Origin of the sequence: Companilactobacillus insicii (assembly GCF_003946015.1) — a bacterium.
Classification (GTDB): Bacteria; Bacillota; Bacilli; order Lactobacillales; family Lactobacillaceae; genus Companilactobacillus; species Companilactobacillus insicii.
The window spans coordinates 34,675-47,794 of record NZ_RHNU01000012.1; the positions used below are offsets into that span (position 1 = coordinate 34,675).

A 13,120-nucleotide genomic window follows, 5' to 3' on the forward strand; every position below is an offset into this window, starting at 1 on the left:
CAGTGTCCCTTTTAATTTGGAGGAAATAGCAATGAAGCACATACTTTCAATGTCAGAATTAACAAACGAAGACGTATATGGATTAATTGATACAGCAATTGATTTCAAGAATGGTAAGAAGTCAAATATTGGTAAAGATAAATTTGCCATGAACTTATTCTTTGAAAATAGTACGAGAACAAAATCAAGTTTTCAAGTTGCTGAAATGAAGTTAGGTATGAAGGAAATAGCATTTGAGGCATCGACTTCTTCAACAACTAAGGGTGAGAGTCTATACGATACAGTTAAAACAGTTGAAAGTATTGGTGCGAGCGTTGCAGTAATTCGCCATCCACAGGATAAATATTACGAAGAACTAATCAATAACAATGTAAATATTCATATTATCAATGGTGGAGATGGAACAGGTCAACATCCATCGCAATCACTTCTAGATTTAATGACAATCTTTGAACACTATGGACATTTCGAAGGCTTAAAAGTTGGAATCATTGGTGACCTAAGTCATTCACGTGTTGCTCATTCAAATGCTGAAATTTTAACAAGACTAGGAGCAGATGTGAGTTTTGGTGGATTAGATTCATGGTATACAGATGAATTTAAAGCAATCGGAACACATATGAGTGTCGACGAGCTATGCCAAGAAATGGATGTTGTAATGCTGTTGAGAGTACAACATGAAAGATTAAGCTCAGAAGAGAATAAGAGCTTTTCTAAGGAAGATTATTTCCAAGAATATGGATTGGATATGCGCCGTGTAGAAATGATGAAGCCAGATGCTATGGTTATGCATCCAGCTCCAGTGAATCGTGGGGTAGAAATTGCTGATGATGTAGTAGAGTGTGACAAGTCATACATTTTCCCACAAATGACAAATAGCGTTTATATGAGAATGGCCATGATTGAAGCGGTACTCGAAGGAGCAAAAATTGACAGTGAAACTAATAAAGAACGCCAAGCTGTATTACGATAAGCAAATATTAGATAGGGATGTCTTAATTGAAAACGGAAAATTCAAGAAGATAGACACTGAAATAGATGCTGATGGAACGGAAGTAATTGATGCTAACCATAAGTTAGTAGCTCCGGGATTAGTAGATGTGCATGTTCATTTTAGAGAACCAGGGCAAGTTCATAAAGAAACAATCAAAACTGGAAGTTCGGCAGCTGCCCACGGTGGTTTTACAACGGTTGGAACGATGCCAAATGTCGTACCTGTTCCTGATGATGTTGAAAAATTTAAACATCAAATGAAGTTGAATCAGCAATCAAAAATTAAAATCTTGCAATATGCTCCAATAACATTGGAAGAAACATCCGATGAGCTAAGTCCAATAGAAGATCTTCACCAAGCCGGAGCATTTGCCTTCTCAAATGATGGACATGGAATTAACAATGCTAAGACAATGTTTGATGCAATGAGAAGAATTGCACAATTGGATAGCCATCTGGCAGCACATGTGGAAGATCAAAACTTGTTTAATAAAGGTGTTATCAATGCTGGAGATACTGCTACTAAATTAGGACTACCCGCAATTGAAAGAGTTGCTGAAACTTCACAATTAGCTAGGGATTTATTGTTGGCTAAAGAATCAGGAGTTCATTATCATGTTTGTCATATATCTACAGCAGATAGTGTCAATTTGATACGTATCGCAAAAGATGCTGGAATCAATGTTACTTGCGAAGTTACACCGCATCATTTGTTGCTAAGTGATGCAGATATTGTCAGTGACGATGCTAATTTTAAGATGAATCCACCTTTACGTAGTGAGAAGGATAGGGAATCATTAGTTGCTGGAGTTTTAGATGGGACTATTGATATGATTGCTACGGATCATGCACCACATGCAATTAGTGAGAAAAATCAAGGATTTTTAAATAGTGCTTTTGGAATTACTGGTATTGAGACTTCATTTCCACTGATGTATAAACTTTTTGTAATGAGTGGAATGATGAGTATTGAACATTTATTAGACATTATGTCTACTAGGCCAGCCGAGATTTTTGGAATTGATGCGGGTAAAATTCATCTTGGTAAGTCAGCGGATTTTACAATAATTGATTTAGATGATGAATATTATTTTGAAAAAAATGATTTTCTATCCAAAGGAGTAAACACCCCATTTGTTGGTAGTAAGTGGACTTGCTTCGGCAAAATAAAGAAGACATTTGTGAATGGTGAGGAAGTTTATTCAGACTAATAGTATTTGAGGAGGTACGGAGAAGTAATGAAAAAGCCGGTAATAATTGCGTTAGATTTTGCAGATGATTTTGAATGTATAGAGTTTTTAAGCCAGTTTCCTAAAGATGAAAACTTGTTTGTAAAAATTGGTTTAGAAATGTTTTGTCAATTTGGTTATCCATTTGTAAGAAGTTTGAGAAATCGAGGTTATAATATTTTCTTGGATCTTAAACTTCACGATATCCCTAACACTGTTCGTAGAACATGTGAAATGATTGCCAAATGGGATGTTCAAATGTTAACAGTTCATGCTAGTGGTGGTGCAGAAATGATTGCAGCTGCAAAAAAGGGACTTGAAGGCACAAATACCAAATTATTAGCTGTTACACAATTAACATCGTTAGGGCAGGTTGAATTGGCGAATGAGCTACAAGTACCATTACAATCTCAAGATTATGTAACACATCTAGCAAAATTAGCTTATGATAACGGTGCGGATGGCGTTATTTCATCAGCTCTTGAAGTGCCACTTATTAAAGAAGCAACTGGCAGTGACTTCCTTTGCATAACTCCAGGTATAAGACCTAAATCAGCTCAAGTTGGTGATCAAAAACGTGTTGCAACACCCGCAAAGGCAAGTGTACTCGGTAGTGACGGTATTGTTGTTGGTCGTCCAATTACGCAATCGAGTGATGGTTATATTGCTTATAAGAATATTTGTAAGGAGTGGAATAAATAATGGATAAAAAAGAAGTATCAAAAAATATTGCGAGTGAATTATTAGATATTAAGGCAGTGACATTAAGTCCCAAAAATCCATTTGTATGGGCAAGTGGCATTAATTCTCCCATATATACTGATAATCGTTTGACAATTGCTTATCCAAAATTCCGCCAGCAAATCGCGAAAGATTTGGCTAACCTTATTAAAGAGACATATCCAGAAGTAGAAGTTATTAGTGGAGTTGCTACAGCAGGAATACCTCATTCAACGGGAGTAGCAAATATTTTGAATCTTCCGTTAAACTATGTTCGTGCTCAACCTAAAGATCACGGTAAAAAGGGACAGATAGAAGGACGTTGTCAAGAAGGTGATAAGGTAGTTTTAATAGATGATCTTATTTCCACTGGTGGCAGTATTCTAAAAGCAGTTCATGCGGTCCGTGAGGCTGGGGCTGAGGTAATTGGAACGGCAGCTATTTTTTCATATAATTTACCTGAGAGCACAACCAATTTTGCTGAAGCACATACTGAACTAGTAACTTTGACAGATTACCCAACGATGATCGAAGTAGCTCAAGAACAAAATTATGTCGAAGCTGAAGATATGGAATTGCTAAAACAATGGTATAAAGAGCCAGAAAGTTGGGGCAAGTAATGGATTTATATAAAGTTGTACGGCCATTGATTTTTAAAGTTGATCCAGAAGTAGACCACCACTTGGTTGCCAATGGTTTGAAATTGTTTAATGATAATTCAAATATTTTGCGTAGAATTTTTTATACGAAGAAGCGATTAAATTTACAAGTCAAAATAAAGAATCTAACCTTCGACTCTCCGATTGGGATTGCAGCGGGATTTGATAAGAAAGCTGAATTCTATAATAGTCTTGGAGCGTTAGGTGCCGGGTTTGTCGAAGTGGGTAGTGTAACTAAAAATGCACAATCAGGAAATAAAAAAAAGCGTGTTTTTCGTTTGGCAGAAGATCAAGCCATTATCAATCGTATGGGATTAAATAATGACGGCATTGAAGTAACTAAATCACGATTAGAAAAACATCCTTCTAACGTAAAAATTGGTTTGAGTCTGGCCCCTGGCCACGGATTGACTGATGATCAAAAAGTTGCGGAGCTAATTGAGGATGTGAAAGCAATACATGAAGATGCGGACTATATTGCTTTGAATATTAGTTGTCCTAATCAAAAAGGTGTTGCTACATTGCAGCAAGTTGATCTATTAGCTAATTTGTTGTCAGGAATCAAGGATCTGAATATTGAAGAACCTGTATTTTGTAAGTTCGGTAATGATATTGACACTGATGAATTAGTATCAACGTTACATTCAGTTGAAGGACTGCTAGATGGGGTCATTTTGACTAATACTAGTGGGATGAAGCGTGAGAATCTTAAATCTGCTAATAAAAAAGAAAACGGTGGTTTAAGTGGTAAGCCAATTTTTAAAACATCGATAGCTATGACGGAGTTAATTCGTAAAGCGTTTCCTGAAATGCCCATAATTTATTCAGGTGGAGTATTTACACCTGAGGATGCAGAGAAGGCTATAAATGCTGGTGCTACTTTGGTTGAAGTATACACAGGCTTTATATACAATGGACCAACACTGATAGAACGGATAAATCGTTACTTGTCTGAAAAGCAAATGATTTCAGAATTAAAATAAGAGATTGCGGAAAATTCCGCAATCTCTTTTTTTAAAATATTAATAGAAAAATGAAACCAACTATTCCTACGAGTAGGCAATATGTTAATGCAGGGGTCAATGTTTTACGTAAGATGTTTCCTTCTTGTCCATTTAATCCAACTAATGAGCTGACAGCCACAATGTTATGTACGCATATCATATTACCGGCTGCGGCTCCAATAAGTTGTGCAGACAAAACTATTTGTTGTGAAATACTAGCATTATTAGCAATATCTGATTGTATTTGTCCAAATGTTAGTGTTGAAACAGTGGCGCTTCCAGTTACAAATGAACCTAAAGCTCCTAGGAAAGGTGCAATGAATATCCATCCCGAGGAGAAATATTGGGATACGAAATTTGCAATATACATTGGCATGCTTTGAAGCTTAGCGTCGTTGTAATTAGAGTTAGTAAATACCTGTACCATTATTAATGTTACTACTAATGCTATTGCAGTAGATTTCATGGATTTTATAACGTTTATTCCTGTGGGTATAAAGCTTTTAAGTGATTGTACCTGAATTAATAGACCAATAATTACGGCTACCGTTAACAATGTTCCGGGGGAATATAAAAATTCCCAATCAGAATTTAATCCTTTAATCCCCATGATATTCGTCCATGATAAGTTCAAGAAGTGGGTCAGAAAATATTTTAGGGGTTCAATTATTCTTGATAGTAACAAAAGAACGACCACAATAATATACGGGGACCAAGCCTTGACCAGTTGCATATCTGAATGTTCTTCACTTTTGTTAGTTTTTAGTTTCATAGTCCAAGGTGTTGAGAAACTAGATTTTGGAACGAGAAACTTGATTCTAATTGTAATTATGGCAATTATGATTGTGATGAATGGAGATAGAATAGATGTGAATTCATATCCGACGAAAGTGGCCGATATTAAAGCTATGATACTGTAACAAATTCCAATAAAAAGAGTCCAAGGTAAGAATTCTAGCCAATTTTTTAACTTAGTCTTTTTGTTTGTACCGAATAGAAAAACTAGGATAAAAACTAATATCGTTGGCATTAATGATCCAGCGAATAAGTCGATTTTAGTTAAACTTTGTCCAACTGAGTTCAAAAATGCGGGATTATCATTTACGTTACTTAATCCAACCGTAAGTGGTGTACCAACTGCGCCGAACGCTGCAGGTGTTGAGTCAGCAATTAGTGCCAGTGCCACCGACGCAATTGGGGAGAATCCCAGAGCAATCATTAGAGGAGCAGTGACCATAGCTGGTGTTCCAAATCCAGATACCCCTTCAATTAATGCTCCAAACAAGTAAGCAATTAAGATGGTTTGAACACGCATATCGGAAGAAAGTTTTTCAAATCCGATGTTGATTCTAGTGATTGCACCAGTATGTTCTAGAGTTCGCAGCATTACTAGTGCTCCAAATAAAATCCAAATGATAGGCAGAGCCTTATGCATTGCTTGCAAAATAGATGCAAATAATATGTTTGGTTGCATTTTCCAAAATGTTGCACCTAAAATCATAACTACAGCGGCGCTGATTGACATCCCCTTGGTGGCAGGTAGATTCAGTATACCAAGTAAAATCATAGGTAAGATAACGGCTGATGCTGCTACAAGTATCATAATAATTCCCCCAAATTTGTTATTCTTAATTTTCAGCCTAGTTCTAAATTAGTTTAGTGGAAACATCTGACGAAAAATTTAAAATAACTTTATAAAAATTACGCCTCAAAGCAGTTTTTCTAGCTATTTAGTTTAGAAAAATGTTTTGAGGTGTTTAATGTGTACAATCTGTGTTTCTAATATTAACATATAACTTTTATTGTGAAAACTTTGAAGCACTAGCAATGAAAGCGGAAAACTTATTTATAAATTTTAACTTGCTATTGATTATTCTCACATAGCATTTTGTAAATGATTTTTCGTTTACTATAATGGTATTTGTGAGTATATATTTATAAAATATAATGATTTCAGGAGTGAACTTAAAATGAATCTTGAATACAATCAAATTGACGATATTAGTGAAGATGACTATAAGTTATTGTTAGATGCAGATTCTTACAAGGAAATTGTTGATAGTTATATTAGCCGTTCGACAGTTTTTGAAGTTTTAAATGTGGGCAAGTTAGTGGGAATTGTCGTTTTATTACCAACAAGACCCGAAACTTTAGAAATTGTGAATATAGCAGTTGCACCTGAACAACAAAATTTGGGAATTGGAACATTGATTGTGAAAAAGATGATAGAAAGTGCTGGGCTGGCTGGCTATTCTACTTTGGAGATAGGGACCGGTAGTAATTCGTATCGACAATTACATATTTATCAAAAGTTAGGGTTCAGAATGGATTGGATAGATAAAGACTTTTTCATAAAAAATTATCCAAAGAAAATTATTGATAAATATTTAACATTTGACGGATTTGTTTTGAAAGATATGGTAAGACTTAGTATGAAATTAAATTAGACATATGAAAAATAAGCTTGATATTTGTAGCAAAATATCAAGCTTATTTTTATATGTCTATTTCTATGTCTGGATCTTGGTCGTTGTTATCCTTTTTTGATTGTTTATGGATATTGCTATGGCGATATCCATAGCTAAAGTAAATTATTAAACCAAAGGTAAACCAAGTTGCGAAAACTATCCACGTGACTGCTTGTAATTGTGTCATTAAAACCACGCACATAATAAATGAAATTATAGGAATAACTGGATATAAAGGAACCTTGAAGCCGACCGGTAATTCATCATAATTATCTAATCTTCTTAAGAAAACAACTCCAATAGAAACCGTTGCGAAGGCAAATAATGTTCCAATATTAACCAATTCAGCAATTTTATCTAGTGGAATAAACATTGATACTAGACTTGCTAATATGGCGAAAGTATAAGTGTTAAATACAGGTACATGTGTATCTTTATTTATTTTTGATAATGATTTTGGTAGAAGTCCGTCACGACTAATTGCAAATATCAATCGAGTCCCACCATATGACATAACTAGTAATACTGTAGTCATCCCTGCGACTGCACCGAATGAAACGATTCCTGCAACCCAATTTTGATTCATGAGTTGTAATGCATAAGCGACGGGATCCGCCACATTTAATTTTGTGTAGTGTACAACTCCAACTAGTACTGCGGCAACAGCTGCATAAAGGACTGATGCAATAAGCAATGATGAAACTATTCCAATCGGCATATCTCTTTGGGGATTTTTGACTTCTTCTGATGCAGTTGAAACAGCATCAAAACCAATGTATGCGTAAAATGCGACTGCAGAACCAGCCAAAACACCTTTAAAGCCGAATGGAAGTAACGGATTGTAGTTTTTAGGTTTGATATAAAAAATTGCTACGGCAATAAAAAGAACAATTACGATAACTTTTGTAGCAACTAAAATCGAATTAAGTTTTGTAGATTCTTTAATGCCTCTTGCTAAGATAAATCCAATAACCAGTGTTATTAATCCTGCTATTATGTTGATACCACCACTTTTTCCCGGTGTGCCCATTGATACAGATAAGAAATCGGGAAGGTTTATTCCAAAACCGGATAATAAACTTTGAAAATAGGCGGACCAACTCACAGCAACCGATGAAACGGCAAAAAGGTATTCTGATATTAATGCCCAGCCAATTACCCAAGCAATGAGTTCTCCAAAAACCGTATATACATACGCGTATGCACTACCAGCAACAGGAATAGTTGATGCAAATTCTGAATAGCACATTGCTGCTAAAGCACAAACGGCGGCAGATAAAATATAGGCAAACATGGTACCTGGACCGGCATAGTTGGCTGCTAAAATTCCGGGCGTAATAAATATTCCGGCACCAACAATTGCACCAACTCCCATAGCAGTTAAACCCCATGCACTTAGATCACGGCTTAGTTCATCTTCAGACTTAGTATATTTTATTTCAAACTTCTTTTTCGCTAATAACTTTGCAATTTCCATAACGCCTCCTCCTTGAATTTTTTCAGCTAAATTATAATTGGTATAAATTGTGAAAGTCAATAAATATGTTTATATTATATTTTTTGTGTAACTGTTTTCATTTGCCTAGCTGGAGAGAATTATGTATACTGACGTTGGAATTTGATTATGATTATATTGTGAAAATAATATAATTTATAAAAAATGGTATATGAACTATGAGGAGGTTATTCATGAATGATGCAGTACGTATTTCAGTCGCTGGAGCCAATGATCTTAAGATCTTTGAATTAGTGGACAGTTTTCGAGATAATGGAATAATTTTTGATTTGTTCGGAGTAGGTAAAGCAAAATTTCGGTTTGGAAGTAATGTTAATTACGTTGATGCATCTTCTGATGAAGATGTCGCCAAGCTAGCAGTCGATGATGTTTTGAATAGGGCAAATATAATTTTTAAAGGACTCATTCAAACACACACTCTTTTAAAAGAGGTTCTTAAAAAAGAACATGATTTGATCAATAAGAAGTTGTTATCTCATGTTGCAATAATTGAATTGCCATCTTTATCAAGGCCATTGTTACTGACTGATGCAGCAATGAATATCGATCCAGATTTAGATAATGAGCGATTGATAATTGATAACGCAATTAAGGTTGCACATTCAATTGGAATTGCGTTTCCAAAGGTATCGTTAGTTAGTTCAGCTGAAAACTTCAATTCAAAAATGCCGTCTTCAGTTAAGGCAAAAGATTTAACTGATTATTATGAAACAAAACAAGTTGATGCGATAGTTTATGGACCTTTGTCGTTAGATATTTCTCTTTCTAAAGAAATTGCTGAGGAAAAAAAATTCACCGGTCCAATACAAGGTGATGCGGATATACTGGTTGTTCCTAATATTGATGTGGGAAATGTTTTGTATAAGTCATTAACAATGTTTGCGGATGCGAAGGTGGGTGGGATGATCGTTGGAACTAAAGTACCCATTGTATTAACATCTCGCGGAGATTCACTAGAAAATAAAATCTTATCTTTGAAATTTGCCTTAAAAACTATTTAAAGCAGGTATGTACCTATGGTAAAAACGATAATTATTAATCCGGGTTCAACATCGACTAAAATCGCTATGTTTGATGGAGAAAAAAGTATTCTGAATACAAATATTGAACATGATAATGATGAAATACTTAAATTTAATACTTTAGTTGATCAGGAACCATTTAGAGTAAATAAAATTGAAGAATATTTGGATTCAGAAGGAATCGATTTGAATGAGGCTGATGCATTTGTTGGAAGAGGAGGCTTGATGCGTCCCATTCCTGGTGGTACTTATGAGGTTGATTCATTAATGATAGAGGATTTGAAATCTGGAAAGTTTGGAATTCATGCATCAAATTTGGGAGCCATAATATCCAATTATTTAGCTAAAAAATTTAATAAACGTGCTTTTATTGTTGATCCAGTGGTTGTTGATGAGTTTGAACCAGTTGCATATTTAAGTGGTTTCAAAGGCTTAGACCGAAGAAGCGTATTTCACGCATTGAATCAAAAAGCAGTTGCTCGCGAGGCCTTGAAGAGAGTTGGAAAAAAATACGATGAATCCAATGTTATTGTGGCTCATCTTGGTGGTGGAATTAGTATTGGGGCTCACAAAAATGGAAAGGTAATTGATGTTAATAACGGATTAGATGGAGAAGGTCCGTTTTCACCTAATAGAACTGGTCAAGTGAGTGCAATGAGTGTAGTAGATTATATATTCGAAAACCATGCAGATCGTGAAACTATGAGAAAGCTTATTACACAAACCGGTGGACTTGTTTCATATCTAGGAACTAATGATTTACGCGATGTGGAAACGATGATTGATTCAGGTAACGAGTATGCCAAATTGATCTTTGATAGTTTGGTATATCAGATTTCTAAAGAAATTGCTAAGCAAGCGTCAGTGCTAAATGGTGATGTTGACCTAATAATTTTAACCGGAGGATTAGCTTATTCATCCATCTTGACCAGTTCTTTAATACAAGAGAATAAATGGATCACAAAAGTTGAATCCATTCCAGGTGAGATGGAAATGCGGGCACTCAATTTAGGTGCACAGCGAGTTCTTACAGGAGCCGAGGAAGTAAAAAATTATCAAAAAGAATCGGAGGCTTTAGCAAATGCCAAAAGAATATGATTTGGTCGTACTTGGTGGTGGAATCGGAGGATATTCTGGCGCCATCAAAGCGGCAAAAGCTGGACTAAATGTTGCTTTAGTTGAAAGAGATTTGATAGGTGGAACCTGCTTAAATCGTGGTTGTATTCCTACTAAGGCTTATCTAAAAAGTGCTCAAGCAATTAGAGAATTTAAAAATATTTCAGAATTTGGTATTGAGACGAATTATGATTATAAAGTTGATTTTTTGAAAATTAAACAGCGTAAAGACAAGATAGTCCAGAGTCTGCGTAATGGTGTTTCTTCACTGATAAAAATGAATAAAATAGATTATTTTGAAGGTGAAGGTAGTGTTTTAGGTACGTCGATATTTACCCCTAAGTCAGGATCAGTTATGATCAAACCCGATGGGGATGCTGATGAAATTATTTTGACACCTAAGAATGTCTTAATAGCTACTGGATCTAGACCAGCTAATTTACCAAATATTAAGATTGATGAAAAAAATATTTTAACTTCAAATGGAATTTTGGAATTAGAGAAACTTCCTAAATCTATCTCGATTATCGGTGGTGGAGTAATTGGTGTAGAGTGGGCATCCTTGCTAACTTGGATGGGCGTTAAAGTCACAATTGTTGAATTTCAAGATCGATTAATAATCAACGAAAGTAAAAAAGTTTCGGCACAGTTAAAGAAAGAATTTGAACGTCAAGGAATTGATATGTATCTTTCTACAAAAGTGGAATCAGTCGTGTCTGATGACAATGGTGCAAAGATATCAGCTGATAATGACGGAAATGAAATTGAAATTGAATCTGAAAAAGTTTTGGTGGCTGTTGGTAGACGTCCAAATATAGAAAATATTGGATTAGAAGCAGCCGGGATTGAGTTTGATAAACGTGGAATAAAAGTAAATGAATTTTATCAAACTAGTGCAGAAAATATATATGCCGTTGGGGATGTTATTCCAACGCTCCAATTGGCACATGTGGCTGCAGCTGAATCAGAAGTAGCAGTTGACAAGATGATGAAGGAAGATATTCCTCCAATAGATTATGACAACATCCCACGAGGGATTTATACATATCCAGAAATTGCTAGTGTCGGCATAACTGACGGTACAGATGGAAATCAAGATCAAGCAAACCACGGACAATTCGATTTTAAGTTTAATGGCAAATCAATGATTATGGGAGAATCAATCGGTCAAGTAGAGGTCTTCTCCAATAAAAAAAATGATGACTTGATTGGCGTAAGTATTGTTGGACCACACGCCACTGACTTGATCAGTGAGCCTGCTCTGGGATTATACTTGAACGCTACACCCGAGGAACTTGGAGAAGCTGTTCATCCTCATCCATCACTTTCGGAAGCTATTATGGAAGCAGCTCGAGATATCAATGGTAATTCACTTAATAAATAATCGATAGGAGTATAGCTATGAAATTAAAAGACAGTAAGTTAAATAATGAACAATTAATACAAGCTTACCGGATCATCAAAAAGGCACGTATGCTTGATGAACGTTTATGGCAGCTTAATCGTATAGGAAAATCGACATTCAATATTTCTGGACAAGGTGCCGAAGTAGGACAGGTAGCAATGGCCTTGAATTTTGAACCAGATAAAGATTATTTTCTTCCTTATTATCGTGATATGGCAGCAGTTATGGTATGGGGAATGAGTGCTAAAGATATTTTAATGGGGTCCTTAGGTAAGGCAGACGATCCATCTTCACACGGTCGTCAAATGCCGAATCATTATGGAAGTAGGGCTCATAATATTGTTCCGTTCAGTTCCACCGTTACTACTCAGTATCCAGTTGCCACTGGTGTTGCTTTAGCTATGCAGATTGATAAATCTAAAGCAATTGCGCTGACTGCAACAGGTGAAGGATCAACAGCAGAAGGAGATTTTCATGAAGCGTTAAATTTTGCAGGAGTTCAAAAATTACCGATGGTATTCGTAATTGAGAACAACGGATATGCAATTTCGACACCAAATTCAGAAGAGTTCGGAGTTAATGATTTATCAGTTCGTGCAGATGGTTATGGAATGTTTGGAAGACAGGTTAATGGTCGCGATTTTACAGAAACATATCTTGCTTTCAAAGAAGCGGCGGAAAATGCTAGAAACGGTAAAGGATCTACATTGATTGAAATGCTTGTCGATAGACTAACAGCTCACTCATCAGATGATGATCAAAGAGTATACCGTACACCAGAAGATATTGCCAAAATGAAAGAAAATGACTGTGTTGGTTTGATGGAACAGCAATTATTGGATGAAAAGATTTTAAATAAAGATAATCTTGCATCCATAAAAGAAGAATTAGCTGATGAAATCGATAAGGCAACAGAGGAAGCTGAAGAAATGCCTAATCCAACAACTGATCAATTAATGACACATATTTATGGAGAGGAGTGAAAAAA

At 35.6% G+C, this 13,120-nt stretch carries 12 protein-coding genes; 10 read left to right on the forward strand and 2 right to left on the reverse strand.

Annotated features, from left to right (window positions below):
• Positions 1 to 31: 31 nt before the first annotated feature.
• From EKM79_RS05355 to EKM79_RS05375, 5 genes are read left to right on the forward strand one after another with little or no spacing between them, the layout of a single operon-like run.
• The gene (locus tag EKM79_RS05355; protein ID WP_125566649.1) at positions 32 to 973 is read left to right on the forward strand and encodes an aspartate carbamoyltransferase catalytic subunit; all 942 of its coding nucleotides are present in this window, start codon (positions 32 to 34) and stop codon (positions 971 to 973) included.
• Entirely contained in the window at positions 936 to 2,204 is a 1,269-nt protein-coding gene (locus tag EKM79_RS05360; protein WP_125566651.1) for a dihydroorotase, read from the forward strand. Before EKM79_RS05355 ends, EKM79_RS05360 begins: the two co-directional genes overlap by 38 nt.
• 27 nt (positions 2,205 to 2,231) lie before the next feature.
• Positions 2,232 to 2,924: an orotidine-5'-phosphate decarboxylase gene (gene pyrF / locus EKM79_RS05365; protein ID WP_125566653.1), complete on the forward strand. Its 693-nt coding sequence runs from the start codon at positions 2,232 to 2,234 to the stop codon at positions 2,922 to 2,924.
• Entirely contained in the window at positions 2,924 to 3,562 is a 639-nt protein-coding gene (gene pyrE, locus EKM79_RS05370) for an orotate phosphoribosyltransferase (RefSeq protein WP_125566655.1), read from the forward strand. The genes pyrF and pyrE overlap by 1 nt, the downstream gene beginning before the upstream one ends.
• Positions 3,562 to 4,584, forward strand: a complete 1,023-nt coding sequence (locus EKM79_RS05375; RefSeq protein WP_125566657.1) for a quinone-dependent dihydroorotate dehydrogenase — start codon at positions 3,562 to 3,564, stop codon at positions 4,582 to 4,584. Before pyrE ends, EKM79_RS05375 begins: the two co-directional genes overlap by 1 nt.
• A 31-nt stretch (positions 4,585 to 4,615) precedes the next feature.
• Here the strand turns inward: EKM79_RS05375 and EKM79_RS05380 are convergent, their stop codons facing one another.
• Positions 4,616 to 6,208, reverse strand: a complete 1,593-nt coding sequence (locus tag EKM79_RS05380; RefSeq protein ID WP_125566659.1) for an L-lactate permease — start codon at positions 6,206 to 6,208, stop codon at positions 4,616 to 4,618.
• 367 nt (positions 6,209 to 6,575) lie between these two features.
• On the opposite strand from EKM79_RS05380, the gene EKM79_RS05385 reads away from it, so the two are divergent.
• Positions 6,576 to 7,052: a GNAT family N-acetyltransferase gene (locus tag EKM79_RS05385; RefSeq protein ID WP_125566660.1), complete on the forward strand. Its 477-nt coding sequence runs from the start codon at positions 6,576 to 6,578 to the stop codon at positions 7,050 to 7,052.
• A gap of 49 nt (positions 7,053 to 7,101) precedes the next feature.
• On the opposite strand, the gene EKM79_RS05390 is transcribed toward EKM79_RS05385, so the two are convergent.
• Entirely contained in the window at positions 7,102 to 8,550 is a 1,449-nt protein-coding gene (locus EKM79_RS05390; RefSeq protein WP_125566663.1) for an APC family permease, read from the reverse strand.
• A 212-nt stretch (positions 8,551 to 8,762) separates the two neighbouring features.
• On the opposite strand from EKM79_RS05390, the gene EKM79_RS05395 reads away from it, so the two are divergent.
• From EKM79_RS05395 to EKM79_RS05410, 4 genes are read left to right on the forward strand one after another with little or no spacing between them, the layout of a single operon-like run.
• Positions 8,763 to 9,590 carry a phosphate acyltransferase gene (locus EKM79_RS05395; RefSeq protein WP_125566665.1) on the forward strand — a complete coding sequence of 276 codons (828 nt, stop codon included), beginning with the start codon at positions 8,763 to 8,765 and terminating at the stop codon, positions 9,588 to 9,590.
• Positions 9,591 to 9,605: 15 nt separating this feature from the next.
• The gene (buk, locus tag EKM79_RS05400; RefSeq protein ID WP_125566667.1) at positions 9,606 to 10,709 is read left to right on the forward strand and encodes a butyrate kinase; all 1,104 of its coding nucleotides are present in this window, start codon (positions 9,606 to 9,608) and stop codon (positions 10,707 to 10,709) included.
• Positions 10,693 to 12,111, forward strand: coding sequence for a dihydrolipoyl dehydrogenase (gene lpdA / locus EKM79_RS05405; protein ID WP_125566669.1), 1,419 nt, complete (start codon positions 10,693 to 10,695; stop codon positions 12,109 to 12,111). Before buk ends, lpdA begins: the two co-directional genes overlap by 17 nt.
• A gap of 17 nt (positions 12,112 to 12,128) precedes the next feature.
• A complete protein-coding gene (locus EKM79_RS05410; RefSeq protein WP_125566671.1) occupies positions 12,129 to 13,115 on the forward strand; it encodes a thiamine pyrophosphate-dependent dehydrogenase E1 component subunit alpha in 987 nt (328 codons plus the stop codon).
• Positions 13,116 to 13,120 lie beyond the last annotated feature (5 nt).

Excerpts from the sequence above, each read along its gene's own strand:
- EKM79_RS05355 (WP_125566649.1), top strand. The coding sequence starts at position 32 with ATGAAGCACATACTTTCAATGTCAGAATTAACAAACGAAGACGTATAT.
- pyrF (WP_125566653.1), top strand. The coding sequence starts at position 2,232 with ATGAAAAAGCCGGTAATAATTGCGTTAGATTTTGCAGATGATTTTGAA.
- pyrE (WP_125566655.1), top strand. The coding sequence starts at position 2,924 with ATGGATAAAAAAGAAGTATCAAAAAATATTGCGAGTGAATTATTAGAT.
- EKM79_RS05375 (WP_125566657.1), top strand. The coding sequence starts at position 3,562 with ATGGATTTATATAAAGTTGTACGGCCATTGATTTTTAAAGTTGATCCA.
- EKM79_RS05380 (WP_125566659.1), bottom strand. The coding sequence starts at position 6,208 with ATGATACTTGTAGCAGCATCAGCCGTTATCTTACCTATGATTTTACTT.
- EKM79_RS05385 (WP_125566660.1), top strand. The coding sequence starts at position 6,576 with ATGAATCTTGAATACAATCAAATTGACGATATTAGTGAAGATGACTAT.
- EKM79_RS05390 (WP_125566663.1), bottom strand. The coding sequence starts at position 8,550 with ATGGAAATTGCAAAGTTATTAGCGAAAAAGAAGTTTGAAATAAAATAT.
- EKM79_RS05395 (WP_125566665.1), top strand. The coding sequence starts at position 8,763 with ATGAATGATGCAGTACGTATTTCAGTCGCTGGAGCCAATGATCTTAAG.
- buk (WP_125566667.1), top strand. The coding sequence starts at position 9,606 with ATGGTAAAAACGATAATTATTAATCCGGGTTCAACATCGACTAAAATC.
- lpdA (WP_125566669.1), top strand. The coding sequence starts at position 10,693 with ATGCCAAAAGAATATGATTTGGTCGTACTTGGTGGTGGAATCGGAGGA.
- EKM79_RS05410 (WP_125566671.1), top strand. The coding sequence starts at position 12,129 with ATGAAATTAAAAGACAGTAAGTTAAATAATGAACAATTAATACAAGCT.